This window comes from Bifidobacterium sp. LH_743 (assembly GCF_056355775.1).
Map to the genome: position 1 here is coordinate 133906 of NZ_JBKESZ010000002.1, position 25445 is coordinate 159350.

The 25445-nt window shown below is 64.4% G+C and carries 17 protein-coding genes; 9 read left to right on the forward strand and 8 right to left on the reverse strand.

The features are described from left to right. The first annotated feature begins 49 nt into the window (after nucleotides 1–49). Together AC1ATL_RS03710 and AC1ATL_RS03715 are read left to right on the forward strand one after the other, a co-directional pair. Complete coding sequence (locus tag AC1ATL_RS03710; protein ID WP_476568573.1) at nucleotides 50–1540, forward strand: ABC transporter ATP-binding protein; 1491 nt, start codon at nucleotides 50–52, stop codon at nucleotides 1538–1540. Between the two features lies 1 nt (nucleotide 1541). Continuing rightward, entirely contained in the window at nucleotides 1542–2420 is an 879-nt protein-coding gene (locus AC1ATL_RS03715; protein ID WP_476568575.1) for an energy-coupling factor transporter transmembrane component T family protein, read from the forward strand. Nucleotides 2421–2532: 112 nt separating this feature from the next. Here AC1ATL_RS03715 and AC1ATL_RS03720 read toward each other — a convergent pair whose 3' ends face one another. Continuing rightward, complete coding sequence (locus AC1ATL_RS03720; RefSeq protein ID WP_432623825.1) at nucleotides 2533–3900, reverse strand: dipeptidase; 1368 nt, start codon at nucleotides 3898–3900, stop codon at nucleotides 2533–2535. A 163-nt stretch (nucleotides 3901–4063) separates the two neighbouring features. Between AC1ATL_RS03720 and AC1ATL_RS03725 the strand changes: the two genes are divergently transcribed. The 4 genes from AC1ATL_RS03725 (at nucleotide 4064) to glnA (ending at nucleotide 8912) form a co-directional block, all read left to right on the forward strand. Beyond that, nucleotides 4064–4666: a DUF3043 domain-containing protein gene (locus tag AC1ATL_RS03725; RefSeq protein WP_476568577.1), complete on the forward strand. Its 603-nt coding sequence runs from the start codon at nucleotides 4064–4066 to the stop codon at nucleotides 4664–4666. A 148-nt stretch (nucleotides 4667–4814) separates the two neighbouring features. After that, nucleotides 4815–6296, forward strand: coding sequence for a dihydrolipoyl dehydrogenase family protein (locus AC1ATL_RS03730; RefSeq protein ID WP_476568579.1), 1482 nt, complete (start codon nucleotides 4815–4817; stop codon nucleotides 6294–6296). A 107-nt stretch (nucleotides 6297–6403) separates the two neighbouring features. Further along, nucleotides 6404–7192: a DUF4191 domain-containing protein gene (locus tag AC1ATL_RS03735; RefSeq protein WP_476568581.1), complete on the forward strand. Its 789-nt coding sequence runs from the start codon at nucleotides 6404–6406 to the stop codon at nucleotides 7190–7192. A 283-nt stretch (nucleotides 7193–7475) separates the two neighbouring features. Continuing rightward, a complete protein-coding gene (gene glnA, locus AC1ATL_RS03740) occupies nucleotides 7476–8912 on the forward strand; it encodes a type I glutamate--ammonia ligase (protein WP_476568583.1) in 1437 nt (478 codons plus the stop codon). A gap of 149 nt (nucleotides 8913–9061) precedes the next feature. Here the strand turns inward: glnA and AC1ATL_RS03745 are convergent, their stop codons facing one another. Then, the gene (locus AC1ATL_RS03745) at nucleotides 9062–9301 is read right to left on the reverse strand and encodes a helix-turn-helix domain-containing protein (protein ID WP_476568585.1); all 240 of its coding nucleotides are present in this window, start codon (nucleotides 9299–9301) and stop codon (nucleotides 9062–9064) included. Between the two features lie 66 nt (nucleotides 9302–9367). On the opposite strand from AC1ATL_RS03745, the gene AC1ATL_RS03750 reads away from it, so the two are divergent. From AC1ATL_RS03750 to AC1ATL_RS03760, 3 genes are read left to right on the forward strand one after another with little or no spacing between them, the layout of a single operon-like run. Then, the gene (locus tag AC1ATL_RS03750; RefSeq protein ID WP_476568587.1) at nucleotides 9368–9781 is read left to right on the forward strand and encodes a hypothetical protein; all 414 of its coding nucleotides are present in this window, start codon (nucleotides 9368–9370) and stop codon (nucleotides 9779–9781) included. Between the two features lie 30 nt (nucleotides 9782–9811). After that, nucleotides 9812–11161 (forward strand): InlB B-repeat-containing protein, encoded by a 1350-nt coding sequence (locus tag AC1ATL_RS03755; RefSeq protein WP_476568589.1) that lies wholly within the window; start codon nucleotides 9812–9814, stop codon nucleotides 11159–11161. Between the two features lie 20 nt (nucleotides 11162–11181). Continuing rightward, nucleotides 11182–11664: a hypothetical protein gene (locus tag AC1ATL_RS03760; protein ID WP_476568591.1), complete on the forward strand. Its 483-nt coding sequence runs from the start codon at nucleotides 11182–11184 to the stop codon at nucleotides 11662–11664. Nucleotides 11665–11897: 233 nt separating this feature from the next. Here the strand turns inward: AC1ATL_RS03760 and AC1ATL_RS03765 are convergent, their stop codons facing one another. From AC1ATL_RS03765 to AC1ATL_RS03790, 6 genes are all read right to left on the reverse strand, one after another. Then, complete coding sequence (locus AC1ATL_RS03765) at nucleotides 11898–12815, reverse strand: sortase (protein ID WP_476568593.1); 918 nt, start codon at nucleotides 12813–12815, stop codon at nucleotides 11898–11900. A gap of 105 nt (nucleotides 12816–12920) precedes the next feature. After that, nucleotides 12921–15110: a SpaA isopeptide-forming pilin-related protein gene (locus AC1ATL_RS03770; protein ID WP_476568595.1), complete on the reverse strand. Its 2190-nt coding sequence runs from the start codon at nucleotides 15108–15110 to the stop codon at nucleotides 12921–12923. A 200-nt stretch (nucleotides 15111–15310) separates the two neighbouring features. Then, complete coding sequence (locus AC1ATL_RS03775) at nucleotides 15311–20788, reverse strand: prealbumin-like fold domain-containing protein (protein WP_476568597.1); 5478 nt, start codon at nucleotides 20786–20788, stop codon at nucleotides 15311–15313. 113 nt (nucleotides 20789–20901) lie between these two features. After that, nucleotides 20902–23142, reverse strand: a complete 2241-nt coding sequence (locus AC1ATL_RS03780; RefSeq protein ID WP_476568598.1) for an InlB B-repeat-containing protein — start codon at nucleotides 23140–23142, stop codon at nucleotides 20902–20904. A gap of 293 nt (nucleotides 23143–23435) precedes the next feature. Then, nucleotides 23436–24185, reverse strand: coding sequence for a hypothetical protein (locus AC1ATL_RS03785; protein ID WP_476568600.1), 750 nt, complete (start codon nucleotides 24183–24185; stop codon nucleotides 23436–23438). Nucleotides 24186–24198: 13 nt separating this feature from the next. Next, entirely contained in the window at nucleotides 24199–25410 is a 1212-nt protein-coding gene (locus AC1ATL_RS03790; RefSeq protein WP_476568602.1) for an Ltp family lipoprotein, read from the reverse strand. Nucleotides 25411–25445 lie beyond the last annotated feature (35 nt).

Consider the following 25445-nt stretch of genomic DNA (forward strand, 5'->3'; position numbering starts at 1 on the left):
AGGACATGATGGGGAGATACGGCATGGTGGGCAACAGAAAGGGCGATGAATGACTACTGATGTTCAGAATATGACCGCGGCCCGGGTGACCGCGCATGATTGGGGATGGAGACATGCCTCACGTAAGGATTTCGCGTTGCGGCATGTCGACTTCGACATCAAGCCGGGGGAGCGTGTGCTGCTGCTCGGCGCTTCCGGGGCGGGAAAATCAACGTTGATGTCCGGCATGGCCGGCGTGCTTGGCGGCGATGATGAGGGCGAGCGGGAAGGCGAGCTGCTTATCGACGGCGTCGATGCCCGCGAGACGCGTGGCCGTTGCGGTCTTGTGCTTCAGGATCCTGATTCGCAGACGATTCTGGAACGAGTAGGCGATGACACCGCATTCGGCTGTGAGAATCTGAATCTGCCGAAGGATGAGATCTGGCGTCGAGCTCGGGCTGCTCTCGATCTTGTCGGACTCGACTACATGCCGTTCGACCGTTCGACGAGAGGGCTTTCCGGCGGCCAACGCCAACGTCTTGCACTGGCTGGCGTGTTGGCCATGCATCCCGGACTGTTGTTGCTTGACGAGCCCACCGCCAATCTTGACCCGGATGGTGTCAAGGAAGTGCACGATGCCGTCCGCCGTGTGCTCGAGCAGACCCATGAGACGCTGGTGGTGGTGGAGCACCACATCGACGTGTGGCTCGACTTGGTGGACCGCGTCATCGTGCTTGGCAAGCCTGAGAAGGATTCGCACGTCGGTGGAGTGATAGCCGATGGCGCTCCGGATGAGGTGTTTGGCCGCATGTCGCGGACGCTTGCCGATGGTGGAGCATGGGTTCCGGGACGTGCCATAGAAAGCCACGCGCCCCGCCCAGAGCACCGTGAGCCACATGATGTAGTGCTGTACACGAAGGATTTGAGCTTCGGCTATGATTCCCCTCTCGGCGAGCATGTCGATTTGCAATTCCATGCCGGCGAGGTGACCGCGTTGATTGGTCAGAACGGTGCGGGCAAATCCACGCTTGGTCTTACTCTGGCAGGTCTGCTCCAGCCGATTGCCGGACGGGTATGCATGGTGGACAATCTTGTGCCTGACCATCGTGAGAATAATGTGACCACATGGAAAAGCCGTGAATTGCTGGGCCGTGTCGGCATGGTGTTCCAGGAACCTGAACACCAGTTCGTGGCGGCCACTGTACGCGACGAAGTGGCCATCGGTCCCAAAACCATGGGAAAGTCCGATGCGGAGGCATATGCCATTGCGGACACGCTGCTGGAACGGCTGCAGCTCTCCCGTTTCGCCAAGGCGAACCCATTCACCCTGTCGGGCGGTGAAAAAAGAAGGCTGTCTGTGGCGTCCATGCTTGCCGCTGCACCGAAAGTACTGGTCATGGACGAACCGACGTTCGGGCAGGATTTCGTCACATGGACCAGCATGGTCCGGCTTATCGCCGGCGTACGCGATCAAGGGTGCTCGGTAATCATGATCACCCATGACGAGCCGCTCATTACGGCGTTGGGTGCACGTCGCATTCTGGTCAGCGTGGGGGAGTGAAATGGAAGAGGTCAACAATAACGACGGACAGACTGTGAACGGACAGGTGGAGACCATCACCGTGGTGTCCCACAAGAACCGCCGCAAGGATGCGAAGCCGGCGTCACCGTCATGGTTCGTGGCGAAGCTTAATCCGGTGAGTCGCTTCATCGGTGCCCTGCTGCTGTGCATTCCGATGTTCTTCACACTGGATGTCGTTTCGGCGTCCGTGGCGTTCGGATTGGAGATGCTTCTGCTGTGGATCGGCGGCGTGGCTCCCTGGACGGTACTGCGTAAGACCTGGCCCGTTTGGATAGCGGCCGCGGGCAGCTTCATCTCCGTGGCATTGTACGGCAAGACCTCCGGCGAGGTGCTGATCAACCTAGGCGGAATAATCGTTGTCTCCCAAGGCTCTCTCTATCTGGCGTTGGCCACGTTCCTGCGTGTCGCCGCAATTGCAGTGCCGGGCGTGATTCTGGCTTTGGGCCTTGATCCAACCGATCTCGCCGACGGTCTTGTGCAGATTCTGCATCTGCCGCAACGTTTCGTATATGGTGGTCTTGCTGGTATGCGCATGTTCACACTGCTGCAGGACGATTGGCGTGCGCTCGGCCAATTGCGTCGTTCGCGTGGTCTTGGCGACGGCAGTACCATCAAACGTGTTTTCTCACAGGCATTCAGCCTGCTCGTCGTCTCCATCAGACGTGGTACGAAACTCGCCACCGCCATGGAAGCCCGAGGGTTCGGCTCCGACGCGCCGCGTAGCCAGGCGAGGGAATCGAGACTGCATGCGGCCGACTGGCTGTTTTATGCCATCTGCATTGCCGTGCCGGCAATCGCATTGATCACGGCATATTGCACAGGTTATTGGCATTGGGCGTTCGACAACGTATCCAGCTGATGGTCGGATGCCTGATTCGAAAAAACGCTTCCCGCGAATGTCCTGATAAGGATGACGCGGGGAGCGTTTTTCGTCAATGCGGATTCATGGAATCCCATCCGCGGGCAAATGACTATCTGGCGAGTTTGTCAAGCAGCAGTGCCTCGGTGATGACGTTGTTCTTCAATGCCGGCAAACTGATGGATTCGTTCGGGCTGTGTGCGTTGGCTTTCGGATCTTCCGGACCGGTGACAAGTACCTGCGCCTTCGGGAAGATGCGTTGCAATTCCGGAATGAACGGAATGGAGCCGCCTTCGCCCTTGTTGACCGGAGCCACACCGAAGGCCTCCTCCATGGCGTCCATGGCGTCCTTGGTGGCTTCGGCATCCGGATCCATGGCCCAGCCCATGCCGTTGTCAAGCTTATCCACCCACACTTCGGCACCGAACGGCGCGTGCTCCACCATGAACGAGGCCAACGCGTCCTGCGCCTCCTCCGGACGCTGGTTCGGCGCGGTGCGCAGGCTCAGACGGAACGTGGTCTCGGGGGAGATGACGTTGAAGGATCCTTCCACAGGATGCGCGTCGAAACCTATGACGGTGACGCTCGGCTTGGTCCACAGACGGGAAGCCAACGAGCCGGTACCGGCGAAACGATACGATTCGACGGTACCCGCATCCGCGCGCACGGTCGCCTCATCCATATCGCGCTGCAGACCGCCGACCGGTTCTTCGGAAGCGATGCCAGGCACCGCCAAATCGCCGTTTTCGTCATACATGGAGGAAATCAGCATCGCCGCGAGCGTGTTCGCGTCGAGGATCGGACCTCCGTATTGGCCGGAATGCACCGGATGCTCCAAAGCCTTGACATGCACATCGATATCGGTGTTGCCACGCAGCGAGGTGGTCAACGACGGAATCTCGGCGGACCAGTTGCCAGAATCGGCCACGATGATCACATCGGAATCGAACTCGTCCCTGTGGTCTTCAATGAATGGGATGAAACTCGGCGAGCCCATCTCCTCTTCGCCTTCGATGAACACCTTGATGTTCACCTTCAGTTCGTCGCCCAGTGCCTTCAGAGCACCGGAATGAATCGCGATTCCGCCGCCGTCATCCGCGGCGCCACGACCGTACAGTCGCGTGTCGATTTCAGTGCCGACGAACGGATCGGTGTTCCATGCGTTCGGATCAGGCACCGGTTGCACGTCATGATGCGCATACAGCAGTACGGTCGGTGCGTCGTCATCGACGATTTTCGATCCGATGACTTCCCATGCGCCCGGCGTGCCGTCAGGATTGCGCGATTGCGCGACCTTGGCGTCGACGCCGACCTCGCGTAGCTGCTCCGCAACGAATTCGGCGGAACGTTTCATATGATCCGCGGTGATGCCTTTCGCGGAAATCGATTGCAATGCTATCTTCTTGTTCAACACGTCGACGATGCGGCTGAAATCCGCCTCGACGCGTGCGCGAATCTCCTCGGCACGTGAATCTGCCATAATCCCGATACTCCCTATACAACATATGTACGCGTCATGGACGCGGTCGAATTTCGTTAACGAGTGACTATTGTATCCGGCTGCCATGGCCCGTCCAACCGGTTTCAGAAGCGGTGTCGGGGACTTTGCCGGGCGTCGATACGTCACCTTACGCTCTATAGGCATGAGTTTGTTTAGCAAGAAGGAGCAGCCTGCTCAGGAGGCCGCTGAGGACCAAAGCGAAAAGCCGACGTCCGGCAAAGGCCGTCCGACCCCGAAACGCAAGGACGCCCAGGCGCAGAACCTCCGTCCGCTCGTACCTAAGGATCGCGAGGCGAGCCGTAAGGCTGCGAAAGCCCGTATGCGCGCGCGTGAAAACGCCGAATACGATGCCATGCAGAGTGGTGACATCAACCATATGCCGAAATCGGAGCGTCTGCCATGGCGCGTCTACATCCGCGACTATGTCGACGCCCGTTTCAATCTGGGAGAATTCTTCATCCCGGTGGCGTTCATCATCCTTATCGGTTCCATGATCGTTACCTATGCGTGGCCTGCCATGGCATTGCCGCTCATGCTGATTATGTACGTTTATCTGTTCGCCGTGATCATCGATGTGGTGATTATGTGGCGCAAACTCAAGAAGAAGCTCATCGAGAAGTTCGGCGAGCAGTCCGTGGCCAAGGGTATGCGTTCCGGCTCTTACGCGTGGAGCCGTGCCATCCAGATTCGCCGTTGGAGGCTTCCGAAGCCTCGCTATCCGAAGCGCGGACATTGGCCGGAGTGACTTGCAGCGAACAAGTCGCCATTTTTTCAAGCCGTCAGCGAACAGCCGACGGCTTTTCCATTACCATGGAAGATATTATGTGCCGGGGGAAATCATTCGCTCCGCCGGCGCGTGCTCGTATCAATGAGGAATGAATCGGGATTTAACAATGGCTCAACAGCATTTCGATATCGCTATCATCGGAGCTGGCCCAGGCGGCTATTCCACGGCGTTACGTGCCGCGGAACTTGGTAAAACGGTGGCGTTGATTGAAAAGGACGCGACGCTCGGCGGCACATGTCTCAACCGCGGCTGCATTCCATCGAAGGCGCTATTGACCGCCGTCCATAGCGTCGAAACCATACGCAATGCCGAACGTATGGGCATTAACGCCTCGTTGCAAAGCATCGATTTCGGCAAGTTGCGTGATTTCCGCGTTTCCACGGTGGAAACGATGACGAAGGGATTGATGGGACTGCTGGCGCATCGCGGCGTCACCGTATTTCGGGGAGATGCTGTGTTGCGTGGTGCGCACACGGTGGATATCCTGCCCGCTCAGGGGCAGACGCATGTATTGCGGTCCGTAAAGGCTGAGGTCTTCGAGCCCACTGATACGCGATTCACAATTGTCGCAGATGATATCGTGTTGGCAACCGGTTCGCGGCCCCTCGCATTGCCCGATAATCCTTTCACTGGCGCTTTGATTGATTCCACCCAGGCTTTGGAACTGAACACGCTTCCCGCCAGCGCGGTCATTGTCGGAGCGGGCGCGGTGGCGTTGGAATTCGCGTCGCTGTGGAACGCCGCTGGTTGCAAGGTGACGTTGCTGATTCGCAAGGATCGGGTGCTCTCCACTTGGGAACGCCGCACGTCGATGACGCTGACGCGCGAATTGAAACGCAGGGGAGTGGAGGTGATCACGCGCACTGCTGTGGAGCATGTGGACACCGGAGCGAATCTGGGCGCTACCGTGCATTATCGGCAGAACGATTCCACGGAAGAGCGCGTCGCATATGGCGAGGTGGTTCTTGCCGCCATTGGCCGTGTGCCGAACACCGATGCAGACTGGTTCCGTTCCAGCGGTCTTGCGCTTGACGACCGCGGTTATGTCGTCGTCGATGGATTCGGACATACGAATCTTGATGGCGTGTGGGCTTTGGGAGACATCACTCCCGGACATGCGCTGGCGCATCGTGCGTTCGAACAGGGCATCACCATCGCCGAAAAGATCGCCGGACTCGACCCAAAGCCGGTACTTGATGAAACCGTGCCTCAGGTGGTGTTCTCCTTCCCGGAGGCTGCAAGCGTCGGACTGACGCTCGACCAAGCGAAAACCCGTGAGAATGTGCTGGAGCCTGAAGAAACAGCCTATCCGATGCTGTCCAACGCGCGCATGCTGATGAGTGGCGAAGGCGGATCGATGACCATCGTCAGCGGCGAATTCGCCGACGAGCCAAACAAACGAGTGGTGCTCGGCATGCATATCGTCAGTCCGATCGCAAGCGATCTCATCGCGGAAGCCGAGCAATTGGTCGGCAATCATGTGCCACTCGCCGATGCCGCACGATTGATTCATCCGCATCCCACATTCAGTGAGACGCTCGGCGAGGCGCTGCTCAAAGCGGACGGGCGGCCATTGCATACGAGATAGGGTGTGCGGGAAGGTGCGCACGATGGTATGGCCGCACACCAAATGGCATGGTTCCTGATAGACTACCATCCCAGTGCGTGTAAACGAACCGTCAAGCGAGGAAGTCGATGGCAGATAAAGCAGAGAAAAAGAAGCAGAAAAAGCAAAGCACCATCAGCCAGATCATTCAGATCTTCAAGTACACCCACGCTGAGGACAAGGCACTCCCGTGGCTGTGCGGAGGTGTTTTTGTGGCACCTATCATCGTGTTCGTCGTGCTGGGCATCGTATTCAAATGGTCGGTGATCGGTTGGATCACCTCCATGATTCTTGCGATTCTGCTGGGTGTCCTGTTCGCCACCATGATGCTCACCAGGCGCGCCGACAAGGTCGGTTATGCCAAAATCGAAGGTCGACCGGGCGCGGCCATCAGCGTGCTCGGCAACATCAACAAGGCCGGCTTCAACTTTCCGCAGGAGCCCGTGTGGGTCGATCCGAAGACCAAGGATGCCATTTGGCGTGGTACAGGCTACAACGGCATTTATCTGCTGGGCGAAGGCGAGTATGGTCGTGTCAAGCGTGCCATGGATCGTCAGGAGCAGCGCATCAAGGGCGTGACCGCCGGCTCTGATATTCCGGTCTATCGCATGTACGTCGGCACTGGTGAGAACCAGACCCGGCTCAAGGATGTGCGTAAGGTCCTGCTCAAGTTCAAGAGCTACCAGCCGACCCATCACAAGAACAAGCTGATGGCCGCCATCCATCCGAAGACACGTTTTGTGCTTACCAAGACCGAGCTCACCGTGCTTAACGAGCGTTTGCGTACTCTGCAGCTGAAGAACGGTATGAGCGTGCCGAAGGGCGTCGATCCCATGCATCCGCAGCGTATCAGCCGTCGTGCGATGCGCGGCCGCTGACCGGACGGAATCACGTCTTATTTATTATGGAAAAGCTCCGATCTCGTCATGTGATCGGAGCTTTTCCATATTCGGCACGCATTCATGTCCACTAATTGAACGTCGATTGCCTTACTTGGAAGACGGCATGCGAACGTTTGTAACAATCGAATCCCGTTTTTCCGCGAAATCACCCTCCGAATATGTCATTACGAAACATTCTCGTAACCCAAGTGGCGAGTGAGCGAAACGAGCGGCCATAGACTAAGAGCCTGTAAGCAACTTATTCGAAAGGAGCGGTCCCGTGACTGCACTTGAAACCAAGGCTGATGCTGAGGCCCTTATCAACAAGGAAGGCATTGAATATGTCTCCGTTCGCTTCACTGATCTGATCGGTGTTCAGCAGCACTTCACCGTGCCGGCAAGCGAATTCCTGAAGGATGCCTTCACCGACGGCATGCCGTTCGATGGTTCTTCCGTGGAAGGCTTCCAGGCTATCAACGAGTCCGACATGAAGCTGGTGCCGGATGTTTCCACCGCATTCATCGACCCGTTCCGCAAGCACAAGACCCTTGACGTGGCCTTCTCCATCGTCGATCCGCTGACTGACGAGCCGTACTCCCGTGATCCGCGTCAGGTCGCAGGCAAGGCAGAGGCTTACCTGAAGTCCACCGGTATCGCCGACACCGCTTCTTTCGCTCCGGAAGCCGAGTTCTTCATCTTCGACAAGGTGCGCTTCGAGAACTCCATGCAGCGTTCCTTCTACGAGGTGGACTCCATCGAGGCTCCGTGGAACTCCGGCATCGACACCGAAGACGACGGCACCCCGAACATCGCGTTCAAGAACCGTGTCAAGAAGGGCTACTTCCCGGTTCCTCCGATCGATCACACCCAGGATTTGCGCGACGACATGGTCGCCAACCTGCAGAAGGTCGGCCTGATTCTCGAGCGCTCCCACCACGAGGTTGCCGGCGCTGGTCAGCAGGAGATTAACTATCGCTTCAACTCCCTGCAGCATGCAGGCGATGACCTGATGAAGTACAAGTACGTTGTCCACGAGACCGCCGCCCTGGCAGGCAAGGCCGCGACCTTCATGCCGAAGCCGATCGCAGGCGACAATGGTACCGGCATGCACTGCCACCAGTCCCTGTGGAAGGACGGCAAGCCGCTGTTCTACGACGAGAAGAACTACGGTGGTCTGTCTGACATCGCCCGTTGGTACATCGGCGGCCTGATTAAGCACTCTTCCTCCGTGCTGGCCTTCACCAACCCGTCTCTGAACTCCTATCACCGTCTGGTTCCGGGCTTCGAGGCGCCGGTCAACTTGGTATACTCCGCTCGTAACCGTTCCGCCGCTATCCGTATCCCGCTGGCTGGCACCTCTCCGGCTGCGAAGCGTATCGAGTTCCGTGCTCCGGATCCGTCCTGCAACCCGTTCCTCGCCTTCTCCGCACAGCTGATGGCTGGCCTGGACGGCATCCTGAACCACATCGAGCCTCCGGCACCGGTCGACAAGGATCTGTACGAGCTGCCGCCGGAAGAGCATGCAGGCATCAAGCAGGTCCCGAGCTCCTTGGCCGAAGCCATGGACGCCCTTGAGGAGGATCATGACTTCCTCACCGCAGGCGACGTCTTCACTGATGACCTGATTGAGACTTGGCTGGGCATCAAGCGTGGTGAAATCGACCAGGCTCGCCTGGCTCCGACCCCGCTGGAGTACGAGCTGTACTTCCACATCTGATAGCCACGGCCCCTGAGCCCTACTGCCGGTTGGAAAACGGCGGTTTCAGAATAACTCAGGTCACTTATAAGTCACTTATCCGTGGCTTCGAAACGCGCAAGGCCTCCACAAGGACCGTCATGGTCCGCGTGGAGGCCTTGCGCGTTCCCTTACTCCGGGCTGCCCGGCAGGGACTCCAGCCAGTCGTCCAGGTCGCGCCGCCGGATGCGCATGATGGTCGTGTACGCGTAGCAGGCGATGAGGTCGCCGCGGCGCACGGCCTGCCTGATGTTCGCCTCCGTCAGCCCGGTCAGCGCGGCCGCCTCCGGCACGCCCAGCAGCGGGCGGTGCTCGATGGGGACGAACGGTTTCTCCTTGGGGGCCGATGATTTCTTCTGTGGTTCCGTCATGGCGATGGCTATGCGTCGCGCGACGCATAGCCGTGTGGTATGGGAATATCACGATTCATAAGGAAAATGCCGGGGGGGGGGCTTGCGCTCCCGGCCCTGATCACGCTGCTGGGACTGCTGACCGCGTTCGTTACGCCGGTCGCGTCGGCGGCGAGCACGTATGACATCACGGACGTCGGGGATGCGAGCTGGGTCAGCGTCACGGATGCGGACGGCAAGGAGCTGTCCGGATTAACCACTGAGGCGTCCAATGTGCCGGTGACGGCCACCATCCATATCGACATCAATGACATGGCGGCGCTTAAGGAGGGCGATGTCGTGACGGTCGGCATGTCCGCCACGAAGGGCAGCCACTTCTGGCCCAACCTTTTCACCAATACCAATCTACCCGCGTATTTTGTGGACGGTTCGGGCCGACAGGTATTCAGCGTCCGTGTACATGACGTGCGTACCTTGCTGCTTGTCCGTACGGGCGAGTAGGCCCAGGGTGGTTTTTCGGTCGCGTTTGATGTGAAGAGCACATTATGGGGCGACAGCGCGGCGACCACCAGCGAATGGCGCATCGGCAAGAGCTCCGTCTACACGTTTGCCAGCCGGCCGGCCAAAAGCAGCCCCTGCAGGTCTAATGGGATCTATCCCGGCATGGGTGTGTCCAATGGCGCCATCAATCTCAGCGTCTGGGCCGACAACTGCGCGTCAATGGCGACCGTCGCCAAGGACGGCGACACGTCCGCCATTGGCACGGGAGATGTCGTCGCATGGTTCCACGCCACTCCGGAGACAGGGCGGATAACAAAAGCCGATCTTTGGGCGTGGGGCTACTGGGTCGAAAGGGCTTATGATGAGAACACGCCGGGTGCCACCTATGATGTCCGCGACAATGCGAATTATCTTGCCCGGGACACTGATGTGAATGTGTCCACGTTCGATGCGGCGAAGACGAACCTGAAGCCCGGACACTATGCCATCCAGACACTTCCCGACGGCTCCCTTGCGGTCGCATGCAACTACGGCTCCCGCCTGCCTGGATTGGAGAACAGTCTGCAGGTCCGGAACATAGGCGACGAGACCACGCTGAAGCTGTTGGCGAAGACCGGACATATCTGGCAGAACGCGCAGTTTGGTGTCTTCCTTCATTTCGCCGACGAGTCCATCCCTAACCGCGTCAAGGTCGAGATGCAGTCCACCGAATCCGCCTACCAGACCAAGACCCTGACCACCAAGCCGATAGAGCCTCCGATCGGCCAGGGCCAGTCCGCCATCCGCTACGACCCCAACGGCGGCGACGGCGACGCCTTCAAGAAGGTCGGCGACCCCGGCACTGCCGCCACCACGGCGGAGGCCGGCGTCTTCCTGCGCCAAGGTTACACGTTCGCGGGCTGGAACACCAAAGCCGATGGCTCGGGCACGGCCTATCAGGCCGGCGCGGCCATCGCCTATCCGGCCGAGGGCGACACCATGACCCTGTACGCGCAGTGGACGCCGGTAGCCTACAAGGTCCGCTTCGACGGCAACAGGGCCACGTCCGGCTCCATGGCCGACCTGAAGGCCACGTACGACGCGAGGGCCGCGTTTCCCGCCAACAGGTACGCCAGAGCCGGTTATGCGTTCGCCGGTTGGAACACGAAGCCGGACGGCAGTGGCACGTCCTACAGGGACAGGGCCGACATCGTGAACCTGTCGTCCACGCGGGACGACGTCGTGGTCCTGTACGCGCAATGGCGTGGACTGGTGACGGTGCTGCCCGACACGGGCGGCCATGCCACCCATGCGCCGCTGATCGTCGGCGGTATCGTCACCGCCGCGGCTTCGGCTCTCGCCGTGGTCGCCCGCCGCCGCGCCAGTCGCCACGCGGCCTGACGGGGACGCATGACGTGGGCATGGACGACATCAGAAAAGGCATACCGTATGTTCCCTCCGACCCAGGTTTCTACCGTGAGGACGGCCTCGTCGATTGGCTGCGCACGCAGGAGGGCATCTGGCTCCACTCCGTCTTCCCGTGCAACGCGCGGTGGACGCTGGACGCCTCCCGCATGGGGCCGCGGCCGTTCATGGTGAGGCTGACGCCGATTGATTTCGGGGACCTCGACCAGTACGATGCCGCGCCCGAAGACGCGGGCTTCTGGTTCGACGACCGCGGGCCCATATTGTGGCTGCGCACCATAGAGGGGATATGGCTGGTCGCGGACCTGGAGGCGCCCTATTGGTGGTCTCTGGACGTGAACGGCATGCCCGCCGTGGACATGGCGCACCTGCACGCGGTCACGCTGGCCGAGGCCCGGGCGCTGGTCAACACCGTCGAGGTGGAGGGCATCGACCCATTGGACACGTACGACGGGATCGCGGGCACGCCGGGGGAGTAGGCGGACGGACGAAAGGCGCCCCGGAGCCGGAATGGACGGCTCCGGGGCGCCTTCGTCGTCTTTCGGGCGAGACGTGCCGGCCGCGTCCGGCGAAAGGAGAAGGACCCCGCCCGAGGATATGGGCACCAAGAACGAACGGGCGGGGCCCCGCGCGGGCGGTTTCGGGGAAGACTCGGAAAGGTGGAACCGAAAACCGCCCGCGACGCTCCCCATGCGTCCCGCGGCGGGGACGGTCAGCGAGCCTTCTTCCTCGACGCGTGCCGCATGATCTGGACGGTCGGATGCAGGGCGGCCATGAGCAGCAGGGTCAGGGCCGTCGCGACGGCGAGCAGGAGCAGCATGCCCTTCACGTCCATCTGGCGTTCGGCGGCGCGGGCTTCGTCGTCGTAGGGGACGCGGTGGGCGCGGACGATGAGCCGGCGCGTGTTGAGGCCCGGCGGGTCGCAGGTGTACAGGGTCAGCAGGGTGTGGCCGCCGTCGGCCTTCAGCGCCCGCCGCTCGGACGCGGAGCCGGGGTCTACGGTCCAGCGGCGGTCGACCCGCCATGCGACGGTGCGGCCGCCCGCGTCCGTGTATATCATGTCGCCCCGGTCCAGCTCGCCGACGCGGTAGAACAGGAGCCGCACGTCGAGCCCGCGGTGGGCGGCGATGACGCTGTTGCCCGGGTCGCCGACGGGCAGCGTGGTGCCGTGGATGTGGCCCGCGCCCTGCTCGAGCGTGCCCGCGGACGTGCCGTGCCCTATCGGCAGGTCGACGCCGATGGACGGTATGCGGATGCGCGCCATGGCGTCGCCCGCGCCCAACTGGCTTAGATAGTCCCTGTCGGACTTCCACGCGGGCGTGTCCGTGCCGGAGAACGGGTCGGCGGCCTCTCCGACCGCGACGGAGCCGCCGTCGGAGAGCAGTTTTTTGTCGTAGCGGGCGGCCCGGGCGAGCATGGCCGAGTCCTGACCGCCGGACGTGTCCACCCGGGTGCCGGGGTCGTAGGTGATGGCGAGCATGGCGAGCAGCGGGCTGGACAGCAGCAGCGCGCCGACGACCATGAGGATGACGCCGCCGGCGGACCAGCCGCGCGGGACGCGCCTCCGGTGGCGTGGGGACGGGCCGTCGATGATGACGTCCCAGGATGGCTGGATATGGGCGGTGGGCATGCGATATGGCTATGCGTCGTCGGCCATGCCGGAAGACGGGAACGCCCCCGGCTCCAAACGGAACCGGGGGCGTTCTCCTATGACCCTATGGCCTTCAGGTCCTTGTCAGGCCCTGCGGCGGCGGGACACGATGGCCGCGCCGATGGCGAGCAGGGCAAGACCCGTGGCCATGGCCGCGCCGAACAGGACGGTGCCGCCGGTCTTGGCGAGCATCACGTTGATCGGCTGGTTCAACAGGGTCAGGTCGGCCGGCACCCAGCTGGTCTTGTCGTCCGCGTAGTACTTCTTGGACGCGTCCTGGCCGCTCCACTTGGCGGTCTGGCTTCCGACGGCCTTGGTGATGGTCAGGCCGGCGGGCAGCTTGGACGTGTCGGCGCGGAAGGTGAGCATCGGACGCACGAGCGGGACGATGCTGTTGTTCTGGGTGATGGTCTCGGTCGCCTCGGTCTGCGCGTCCGGGGTGACGTAGTTGGACTTGTCGTCGGCGAACTTCGCGGCGATGGTGATGTCCTCGGAGCTCTTCAGCGGCTGGTAGTCGGTCGGGGCCTTGGTCTCCTTGAGCGTGTAGGTGCCCAGGTCGAGGCCGCGCAGGCGGAGCAGGCCTTCCGGGCCGGTGACCACGTGGTTGGAGCCGTTCTCGCCCGGCTTCGCCTCACGGTAGACGCCGTCGGACACCTTGACGAGCTTCAGCGCGGAGCCGTTGGCCTTCGCGTCGGAGGCGTTGCCGTTGTCCTTGACGGTCACGTCGAACTCGGCGCCCGCGAGTCCCTTGTAGGAGGTGGCGGCGCGCTTGTGCAGGTCGATGTCGTAGGTCCACTGCTTGACGACCACGTCCGGCGTGGTGGTGGTGCGTCCGCTGGTCACGTCCTCGGGCTGGTTGCTGTAGACCAGATGGTTGCGGTTGTTGACCTTGTTGCCGTTGTCAAGCGCCTTCTCGGTGACCTGCGCGGTGTACTTGATCTCCACCTGATGGCCGTACAGCGTCTTGGTCTTGTCGTTGGCGGCCAGGTCGCCGTAGTGGTTGACGAGCCACTTGCCGAGTCCGATGACCATGTGGCTGGCGTCGCCGTCCTGCTGGTCGAGGTAGTACCACGCCTCGGCGGTCTCGGTGGTCTGTCCGTTGGCGGACGCGCTGTTCGCGCCGGCCGGCATGTCCGGCAGGGAGGCCACTTCGGTCAGCGGGATGGACACGGTCTTGCCGGTCGTGTCGGTGATGGTCGCGGTCGGGACGGAGTTGATCTTCAGTCCCTTGGTGGTCTGGTCCTCGACGCGGTAGGTGTAGATCCACGGGCGTCCGTTGTCCTTGGCGTTGCGGTAGGCGCTCAGGTCGGGCACGCGGTAGTGGACGACGTACGGGATGACGTCGCCGACGTCGGACGCGTTGTCCGCCGCGTCCTTGCCGGTCGTCAGGGACTCGTCGCGCTTCTTCGGCGGGTTCTGGTCGCCGGTCGGCAGGACCTCCTGGTCGTCGACGTTCTTGATGGTGATCTCGCCCAGCTTGCCGGTGGAGCCGAGCTTGTCGCGGTCCATCGGCTGGTTGTAGCCGTCGACGGTCGCCAGATCGGCGTCGGACGGCTTGGACGGGACGATCATCGGCTGCGCGGAGCCCACGTTGTACGTGGCGTTGAGTCCGTTGAGCGTGCCGGTCCAGGTGGTGTCGCCGCCGGTGTCGAGGATCAGGTAGACGCCGGAGTCGTCGATCGGGATGGTGCAGGAGGCGCCGGCCCCGCAGGTCACGGTCGCGGAGTGCGGCTGGGCCTTGACGGCCGCCAGGGCGGTGGCGTCCTTGACGATGGAGTCGGCGAACTCGCGGACGGTGCCGACGTACGCCTTGTCGGGGCTGTTGGTGCCCATGTGCTGCGGGCCGGACTCGTTCCAGCCGAAGCCGAACGTGCCGGCGGACTGGTCGGAGCCGTCGGACTGGCGGAAGCCGCCCATCCACGCGATCGGGTCCTTGCCGGAGTCGGCCCAGCCGGGCAGGTTCGCCACGTTGCCGCCGTTGACGCCGGTGACCTTGGCGAGCACCGGGTCCAGGGCGGTCTTCAGCGAGTCGGGCGTGTGGACGGCGACGCCGTCCAGGTCCTTGTACTTGCCGTCGGTGGACACGTAGGTGCCGTCGACGTAGTCGGCGAGCCGGTACGCGGTGAGCATGCGGCCCTTCAGCGTGTTCTGGTTGCCGCCGGCGTTGACGACGAGGCTGAGCGGCGTGGCCGCGTTGGCGGCCGGCGCGCACGCCAGCGCGGCGAGCGTGGCCATGGCCATCGTGGACGCCATGATGCGTTTGGTGTGACCCATCTTCTTGTGTTCCTTTCCGCCCCGGACGTCCGGGGCATCCATTGGATTACGTGCGTCCTCTATGCGGACAGGGGAGGGCGGCATGAGGACGTCGCGGGGCATCGCCCGATATGGTGCGTGGGCCGACTGGAGACGGAGACGCCCCGGAGCCGATTCGATGGCTCCGGGGCGTCTCCGTCTCCTATGGCCCTACGGACCTATCAGCGGTTCGGGTCCGAGTCCCTGCGCCGCAGGGCCGCGACTCCGGCGGCGAGCAGGCCGAGCGTGACCAGTCCGGCCAGCGCGCCCGCGCGGGCGACGTCATAGCGTCCGCCGGTCATCGGCGGCATGATGTTGCCCTCGAGCCGGTTGCCGACCGTGACGGTCGCGCCGTTCATGCCCTTGAGCAGGGCCTTGGCCTCGGCGTTGGAGCCGGTGACGGTGACGGCGGCCTTGTCGGCGCCGCCGGCCACCTTGACCATCCAGTACGTGCCCGCGGAGGGCTTCGCGTAGGATGCGGGAGCCTTCGTCTCGGCCAGTTTGAACCAGCGGGTCCCGGTCGCGCCGATCGTGCCGTCGAGCAGGTGGGCGGAGCCGTTCGCGTCGGTCGTTACCGTCTTCGGCGCGGTGCCCGGCTTCGCGGTGGAGCCGGTCTGGTCGGTGGTCTCGGTCAGCGTGAACGTCGCGCCCTTGACGGGCTCGTTGGACCAGCGTCCCTGTCCCGGCTGGCCGAGGTAGGCGAGCTTGGCCAGGTCGAGGCCGAACGTCGTGTCCGTCGTCCACTGCTCGGCCTTGTCGGTCAGGCCGTCCACCCTCAGGGCGTCGTAGCCGGACTGGGCCGGGATGTCGAGGTCGTACCAGTAGCGGCCGGCCCTCCACGCGCTCCAGCCGAAGTCGGCCGGCGTGAACGCCGGGCCCGCCACGTCGCCGTTGGCGGCGACGGTCGCGGTCTTCGCTTTGGATGCGTCGGCCTTGACGGCGGTGTCGGACGCCGCGTAATGCAGCGTGCTCGTGGCCTTCAGGGTCTTGGCGCCCGGGAAGGCCAGATGCAGGACGTCGTGCGTGGCGGCGGTGCCGCCGGCCCGGGCGAACGTGCCGGCCGCGGTGGTGGTCGCCTTGCCGGACTGTTTGTCGAGCCTGAACTGCTCGGCCGCGTCCGCCTTGCCCTCATGGCCGAGCGAGCCGCCCAGCTGGAGGACGCCCGTGTCGCCGGACAGCGTCGCGTCGGCCTTGTCGACCCACACGTCGAACCAGTAGTGGTCGGACGCGTTCGCGTTGGCGGTCCACAGGGAGCCCATGCCCAGATCGGCGGGCGTGAACGCCGGGGAGTCGACGCTGGCGGCGCCGTTCGCGGGCACCTTGACGGCTCCCGTGTCCTTGACCGCCGTGGCGGTCGTGCCGTCGGCCTTCGGATAGTTCAGGCGCACGTGCACGCGGGCCACGTTCAGGGCCGCGCCGGTGGAGGCGAGCCTGACGGTGTCGTGGACCGGGTCGGCGTTCGCGGTGGACGCGGTGCCCTTGGAGGCCTGCGTGGTGATGGCCAGCGTGGCCTTGGTCGTGTGGTTGACGACGTCGAATTGCTCGTTGGCGTCGTTGGCGCCCGGCACCGACACGGCCTTGCCGTCGACGGTCACCACAAGGTCGAACCAATAATGGCCGACACGCCATGTCTTCCAGCCGAACAGGGCGGGCGTGAAGTCGCCCGACTTGGTCGCGCCGTTGGCGTTGACCTTGAGGGCGAGCGACTTGGACGCGTCCGCGGCGGCCTTGGCGGAGGCGGCGTGGTTCAGCGTCAGCGTGGCCGCGAACGTGGTGCCCGCCGGGTAGCCGGTGGTGCTCGCGGTCACGGTGTCATGCACGGCCGTGGCCGACTGGTCGGTCAGGTTGCCCGGGGCGTCGGTCTTGGTGGTGAAGCCGTTGGACTTGTGGACGGCGACGTCGAAGCGCTCGTTCGGGTCGTTGGCGCCGGCGACCGTGACCGCCTTGCCGTCGACGGTGACCTTCAGGTCGAACCAGTAGCGGCCGGCCTTCCAGGTCTTCCAGCCGAACAGGGTGGGCGTGAAGTCGGGCGACTTGACGGAGCCGTTGGCGTTGACCTTGAGGGCGAGCGACCTGGACGCGTCGGCGGACGCTCCGGCGGAGGCGGCGTGGTTCAGCGTCAGGGTGGCGTCGAACGAGGTGCCGGCCGCGTAACCGGTGGTCGTGGCGGTCACCGTGTCATGCACGGCCGTGGCCGACTGGTCGGTCAGGTTGCCCGGGGCGTCGGTCTTTGTCGTGAAGCCGTTGGACTTGTGCTCCGTGACGTCGAACTGCTCGTTCGGGTCGCTCGCGCCGCTGACGGTGATGGTCTTGCCGTTCGGGTCGACGGCGGTCAGGTCGAACCAGTAGTGGCCGACCCTCCACTTGGTCCAGCCGGAGAACGCGGATGGCGCGATGTCCGGGGACTTGGTGGAGCCGTTGACCGCGGCCTTGAACGTGACGGCCCTGGCCTTGGAGGTCGTGCCGTCCGCGGCCCTGTGGTTCAGCGTCAGGGTGACGTTGAACGTGGAGTTGGCCGGGTAGCCGGTGGTGCTCGCGGTCACGGTGTCGTGCACGGCGGTCGTCGACAGGTCGGTCAGGCCCGCGGGCGCGTCGGTCTTCGTGGTGAGTCCCGCGGTCGGCTGGGACACGGTCCAACGCTCCGCCGCCACATTTATACCGTTGATGGCTTTGCCGGACGGGCAGCCGGTCTGGGCGGGGATGACGAGGTCGTACCAGTATTTGCCGGCCTTCCATGCGGTCATGCCGAGGTCGGACGGCGTGAACGACGGTCCGGCCGTGGTGGCCCTCGCGTTCAGCGTCGCGGTCTTCGACTTCGTCGCGTCGGCCTTCGTGGCATTCGCGTCGGCCGCCCAGTTGAGCGTACTCGTCACGTTCAGCGTCGGCACCTCGTCGAATGCCAGGGTGATGTCGTCGTGCACGGCGGTCGTGCCGCCCGGACGGGCGAACGTGCCGGCCGCCTTCGTCGAGGCGAAATTATCCTGAATTCCGACAAAGAACTGCTCGTTGGCGTCGGCCTTGCCGTCATGCGACGGGGTGGACGTGAGCGCGACCTTGTTGCCGGCCGCGTCCGTCACGTCCGCCGGGTCGATCCTGACGTCGAACCAGTAGCGGTCGGAGGCCTTCAGGTTCTGGTGCCAGTTGCCCGTGAAGCCCAGGTCGGACGGCGTGAATGTCGGCGAGGACACGGTCTGCGACTTGCCCGCGGCGACGGTCACGTTCGTGATGGTCTTCGACGCGGTCCTGACACCGCTGTAGCCCGGGTAGTTGAGCGTCACCGTGGCCTTGGCCACCTTGACGTCCGTCCCGCCCGTATTGGACAGCGTGACGGAGTCGGACACCGGATTGCGGTTGTTCGCGGAGGCGCCGTTCGCGGAGGCCTTCGTGGAGACGGACAGGCCGGCCGAGCCCAGGGAGACCTTGAACTGCTCGTCGGCGTCGTCCTTGCCGACGTGGTCCCAGTACGTCTTCGCCAGAAGCGGCGAGTTGGCCTCGTTGAGCACGTCCACGGCCGCGTCGAACCAGTAGGTTCCCGGCTGCCAGGACGTCATGTCGAGGTCGTCGGGCGTGTACCACGGGGTGTACAGGGTGTGGGACGAGTCGATGGCCCATCCCTGGCCGCCGCGCTGGAGCGCCTCGTCCGTGATGGTCACCGTCTTCATCTTCGAGTCCTTGACGGTCTTGCCGTCCTCGCTCGCGTAGTGCAGCCACGACTTGAGGATCGGGCCCTTGTAGTCGCCCTTCTCGGACGCGCCGCGGTCGTCGGGCAGCCACCAGTCGTCGCGCGGGGTGACGGTCACCTGGTCGCGCACGCGCTGGGTGCCGCCCGCCGTGGGCGCATCGGACTCGGCCTCGGCCTTGGTGTCGAGCTTCAGGGTGGTCGGGGTCCTGTACCACTCCTCCTTGTTGTTGCCGTCGCCGTAGTGGTAGTACTGCTTGTCGCCCAGGCCGCATGTCTTGCCGGGGGCGCACTTGATCCACGTGTCGAACCACAGATGGCCCTTCGGCCAGTACGGCTTGCCCCAGTTCGACAGTCCGGACGAGTTGAACGGCTTGGTCCAGAACGGGACGGTCTGCCCCTTCTTGATTTGGACGGTGCCGTTGCCCGAGCCCCAGTGCTCCGTGATGACCTGCTCGTGGTCGACCTTGTGGTCCCCGTCCTCGTCGACCCTCAGATGGGTCTCGATGACGACGTTGGAGAAGTCGGCGTCGTTCTCGGTGGCGGTCACGTCGATGCGGTCGCGCACCCAGCGGGTGTCGTGCTCGATGCCGCCGTAGTTCGCGTTCTTGGAGCCGTCATAGCCGCCGTCCACGTAGTTCCACTTGTTCTGCGAGGCGTCGTAGCCGTCGGTCGACTGCGCCTGCGTGGTCAGGTTCAGGCCGAAATGGTAGACCGGCTGGTCATGGCCCAGCACGACGCACGCCATGCGCGCGTTGCCTCTCGTGGCGTCGTCCGCCAGGGCGCCCACATAACTCAGATAGCCGTTCCGGTCGGAGGAGTCGGCCTGCATCTCGTTCTTGCCGCCGGCGTTGTACGCGCTCCAGAACGCGTTGCGCAGGGCGCCGCTTCCCGGACTGCCGTGATAGGGCGCCTTGCCGACGACCACGCCGTTGCTGTAGGCGATGTTGCCGAGGAATGTGCCGACGGCGACGATGCGGTAGTAGGACTTGTCATGCCCGTATCTGTTGACGGCGTTCTGTCTGGCGCTGTCGCACACCGAATTGAACTCGTCGCGCGTGCCCGTCCAGCTGTCCTTGTTGTAGTAGCTGTTGGTGACGTTCCTGGCCCAGCCGCCCCAGTTCATGGCCACGTTGACGGCGTTGCCGTCGCGGTTCTTCGTGTCCTGGAACCACCAGCGCCACTCCATGCCGGAGCCGGAGCCTCCGCCGTAGCCGTTGACGCCCGCGGAGCCGCCGACGTCCTGCACGGCGACGCCGTCGTCAAGGCCGAACAGGGACAGGATGCCCCGCTTCGCCCTTCCAAGCAGTCCGGAGATGCCCTTGGCGTCGTCGGACCGCACCGCCGCGCCGGTCAGCGTGGCGGCGCCCATGCCGCGTCCCCTGACGACGCCTCCGTCGGCGGTCGCGGTGCCGGCCAGCACGGCGGTGTCCGCGTCCGTGCCGCACACGGCGACGTAGACGCCCGGATCGAGCCGGACGGAGCCCGCGCCCCTGGCCTTCGCGTCGGCCTTCGCCTTCGCGTCCTCCAGCTCCCTGGCGTAGGCGCGGGCGAACGCGCCCACGCGCGGGTCGGAGGCCCCGAGCGCCCATGCGGCGTCCAGCGGATCGGCGGAGCCGTCGAGCGTGATGCCCGCCGATTCCGCGGCCTTGGAGGCCTTTCCATGCGGCGTGATGGCGGTCCGCGTGCCGTCCTCCGCCACCTGGAATCCCGCCCTGTCGTCCGTGTCGGCGCTGACCGCGTGGACGCCGGTGAGCGTGCCGTCCGTGTCGCGCTCCAGCGCGTCCATGCTCCAATCGCCGACCTTGTACAGGCCGATGTCCATGCCGTCCAGCGTGGTGCCGTCGGCGGCCTTGATGTCGAACGACACCTTGCCGTCGGCGGTGTCGGCCCACGCGGAGCCGGCCACGCCCGTGGCGAGGGTGGCGGCCGCCGCGATGGCGGCGAGCAGTCTGTTCAGCCGTTTTGCCATGGTTCCCATGTCCTTTCTTTTCCGGAGAATCCTTCTGTGACACGGGAGGCTATGCGGGCAAAAGGGAAGACCCCCGGGGCCGTGATCGGCTCCGGGGGTCTTGGGGATTCCTCGGCGTATCCTCAGCCGCGTCCGGTGACGCGGTCGAAGTCATGCCAGGCATGCCATTCGGGCACCCACGTGCGTCCGTGGGCCATCGCTCCGGTCCTCTGGTCGAAGTAGTACCAGGCTCCGTCCTGACGCTGCAGGCCGTGGACCATGATGCCCGTGACGCGGTCGTAGCGGACCCACTTGCCGCCGTTCGACGGGACGTACACGTCGCCGTGCCTCATCGCGCCCGTGGTCGGGTCGAAGTAGTACCAGCCGGTATGCTCCGCGTCGTAGTCCACGTAGCGCTCCCCATGGGCCATGATGCCGGTGGTCGCGTCGTAGTACACCCACTTGCCGCCGTTCGACGGGACATGGCGCATGCCCTTGGCCATCTCGCCCGTGGTCGGGTCGAACCAGTACCAGCCGACGTGTCCGGCCTTCGTGGAGTACTGCTCGCCCTTGACCATGCGGCTGTCCTTGTCGAAGCGGACCCACTTGCCACCCTTCGACCTGTCGGACTCGTCCTTCGGAATGAACACGTCCTTGTCGCGGGCGATCGAGCCGTCCGCGTCCGCCCAGTACCAGGCGTCGGACGCCTTGTCGTAGAAGGCGTGGCTGCGGGCCATGCGGCCGTTCTCGTACCAGTGGCGCGTGCCGTCCTCGACGACCCAGCCATCCTTCACCGTGGGCTTCGACGCGGCCCTCCAATGCGCCGTCAGTGTCAGGTCGGCGGTCACCGGCGCGGAGAAGTCGTACCTCGCATCGCCCTTGTACCAGCCGTCGAACACGTAGCCATCGCGGGTCGGGTCGGCGGGTTTCGTCGCCTTGGCGCCGTCCGTGACCTTCTGCGCCTTCACCGCGGTGCCGCCCGCGGAGTCGAACGACACCGTGAACGTGGCCGGGGCCTTCGCAGTCCAGTGCGCGTACAGGTTCAGGTCGGCGGTCACCGGCGTGGAGAAGTCGTACCTGTTCCCGCCCGACTTGGCCGTGTACCAGCCGTCGAACGCGTAGCCGTCGCGCGTCGGCGCCTTCGGCTCGGCGATGGGCCGGCCCGCGCGGACGGAGCGGCCGGAGATCATCTGTCCGTTGCCCGGGTCGAACGACACCGTGCACACGCGGGCCGACGGGTCGGCCCTCCAATGCGCGGTCAGCGCCACGTCGGCCGAGACGGGCGTGGAGAAGTCGTACTCGGAACCGCCCCGGTACCAGCCGTCGAACAGGTATCCATCCTTCGTCGGGTCGGCCGGCCTGGAGGCCGTGCCGCCGCGCCTGACCGTCTGGGCGTCCACCGCCGTGCCGCCGGCCGCGTCGAACGACACGGTGAACGTGGCGTTGTTCCACGCGTCGGCCGCGGCCTTCGCCCGGTCGTAGGCGGTCTTCGCGTCCGCGGCCGCCTTCGCGGCCCTGTCGTAGTCGGACACGGCCTTGTCGAGCGGGGCCTTGTAAGCGTTCACGTCGGCCTCGTAGTCGTCGACCGACATGACACGGCCCTGGGAGAACGTGTTGTCCCAGTATTGCCTTTGGGTCACATAAAGCGGATCGCTTGCCATGGAGAAGTCCTGCACCAGGTCGCCGGAGCCCGCGTACTGCAATTCATCGTTGACGATGTTCAGGTAGTGGCCGGCGCCATTGCTGTTCACGCCGTTGAACTGCTCCTTTTCTCCGTAGTAGCAGGCGGCCATGCCGTCCTCCCAGTCACCGCAGATGTTCTCCGCTTCGTTCGAGAAGTCTCCATAATGGGTGGTGCCGTCGGAATCGACGTAATTGCGGTCCCCGTGCGCCTCCGCGACCGCCATCAGCCCATCGGTCACCAAAAGCGGCTTCAGTTGCTTGCCGCCCCTGTCCGGATAGCTCGACACCTTCGGGCTGATTCCCTCCTCGGCGCGGAACTTATTCATCTGGCGAATCGCCTTCAATCCGCGCAGCATCGAATCCAGTCGGGTGTCACTGCTTCCGTCGGCCTTCATCTTCCTGATGTCGCTCGCGTAGTCATGCCCGGTCAGCGTGCCGTCGTCCGTCAGTATCCTGACCGCGTCGTCCGCGCCGCGCGCGCGGAAGTATCCGACCGTGCCCTCGTCCAGCGTCGCCTGCGCCCTGTCGCGCGCCGACTTCAGCGCGTCGCGGCTCTCGACCGCCCTGTCGTACGCGGCCTTCGCCGCCGTCACCGCCGCGTTCGGGTCGTCCGTCCCGTCCGCCTGCGCGGCCGGCGCGGCCAGACCCGCCGCCAGCGTCGCCACGGCCGCCAGCGCGGCCACCCATCTTGCCCTAGCCATCATCGGCTCCTTTCATCTCCGCCCGGGGTCACCCCGAAACGGCTTGTTTCTTTATTGTATGCATGGAGGCCATGCGTCCCGTACGCATTCGCCGCCGCGGACGGGGCCGCTGCGACGTCATGGCAAGGCACGCCGACTGACGGACGGCCGATAGGCTGATGACACGGGCGCCTTTGTCGTATTCCCGACACCCGACGGGCCGGACATGACGAAGCCCCCGGCGGAAAGGGAATCCGCCGGGGGCGCTTTTTTCGACTTGCCGGGCCGGGGCCGTCGGCCTTCGCATGCCGTCCTCAGCCGCGTCTTGACTGGTTGCGGACCTTGTTGATGAAGTCCATGGCCTTGCGGGTGTTCGCGTTGCCGACCTCGGTCATCCACGCGAAGTCGGGGCCCTCGACGGTCAGGTACTTCTCGCCGCCCTTGCTTTTCTTGAAGGCGAAGGCGAACACGCCGAGCAGCAGCAGGCGGGTCGCCGTGACGCGGGACTGCAGCTCCGAGCCGCTGACCAGATCGATGGACACGCCGGCGAACGGACGTATCTCGCCCTTGCATTCCAGCGCGTGCTCGTACAGCGTGATCTTCGTGCCGTCGTCGCCCTTGAACGACGCCAGACGACGGCCGTGGTCGCGCAGTCCGAACGTCGTAGGGGCTGTGGCCGTCGGAATGGCCGTCGTTGCCTGCGTGGGCGTCGTGGCCGGCGCGACGGGTTGCGGGGGAGCCGCGGCCGCGGACAGCGGCGTCGGCGTCAGGGGCTTCGCGGCCAGGATCTCGCGGGCAAGGGCATGGGCGTCCCTGCGCGCGTTCCGGCCGAACACGATGCAGTACGGCGTGCGTCCGGCGCCCACCGTCCCGGACGGGACCATCGTGGGCGTCGGGCCATCCAGGACGCTGACGGCGAGAATGCCGCCGGAATGACCCGTCTCCGACATGGCCACTCCGGCGACGCTGGCGATGGGGACGCTGACGGCGCCGTATCTTTTCGTCGTGAAGGTGACGACCCGTCCGTCGAAGGCGACGGAATCCTGCGGACCTTGCAGAAGCATTTCCTTGAACCTCCTAGTCGTTCAGATGCTCGATGGCGTAGTTCGCCTCGTCGGGGGTGAACTTCTCGCCGTACTGGCTGGTCAATTGGTCGCGGATGGCCTCCGGGCTCATGGCCATGGTGCTCTGGTAGTCCCTGGCCTTGGCCAGCGCGTTCGCGTTGTAGTCGGCGTCCAGATGGTCGAGGGCCCAGCTCGCGGCGTCGGGGCTGAACTTCTCGCCGTATTCGCTGGTCAGCTGGTCGTAGATGCCTTGGCGGGACATGTGCATCATGTTCGAGTAGCTCTGCGCCTTGGCCAGCGCGCTGCTCTGCTCCGGCGTGGCGTTGGCGATCTCCTGCTGGCGGTTGTAGTGGTCGGTGGTGTCGACGGTCAGGCTGATCCTGCCGTCGGACACGGTGGCGTCGGTCACGGTGTAGGCGGTGCCGCCCGCGATGGCCGCCTTGACGGCGTCGGTCTGGTCGGTGCCGTCGCCCGTGCCGATGACGCCCAATTGGCCCTTCGACTCCAGGTCGTTGATGACGCCTGCTGCGTCCTGGCCCTTGTAGCCGTTGGCCTGCGCCTGGAGCTCCCGCTTGGCCTTGGCTTCGGCCTCCGCCTTCGCCTTGTCCTTCTCGTATTGCCTCTGGTAGGAGGAGGACGATTGGGTGGCGGTGGTGTCGGATGATCCGCCGCCCTGTCCCGCGATGCCGATGACGACGACGGCCGCGATGACGGCCCAGAACCACCAACGCCTGTGCAGGGGAGTCCTGCCGTTCGCGGTCAGGTGGGTGGTGAGCGGCGTGGGATGGTCCGGTCTGGCCTCGTCCACCGCGGTGGCCAGGGCGCGGAATTCGTTGATTTGGGCGGCGTCGAAGGAGACCCCATAGGCGCCGGGCCTCTTCGGGTCGAAGGTCGCGTAGCCCTTCGCGGTGCGGATGGTCGGATAGAACCAGCCCCTGCCGGAGCCGGCCGGCTCGATGAGGGTCACGGCCGCCACCGAGGAGAGGGGCACCACGGCGGGCTTGGGGTCACGGGGCGCGAATCCGCGGCGCCGGCGGACGAACGTGATGGCGTTTCCGTCGAAGGTGACGGAGGCCTCCCGGCCCTGCGCGGAGAACGGCGGGACGGGGCCTCCCGTGGGAAGCGGCATGGTCCGCGTCTCCGGTTGGATTTGGGCGGGCTCATCGGGTGCCGCCGGCGCCGCCGTTGGTGGCTGGGGCTGGAATGTCATGTCCGGATTGGTCATTCTCTTCTCCTTCTCGTCGTCCCTCTCTTCGGGGA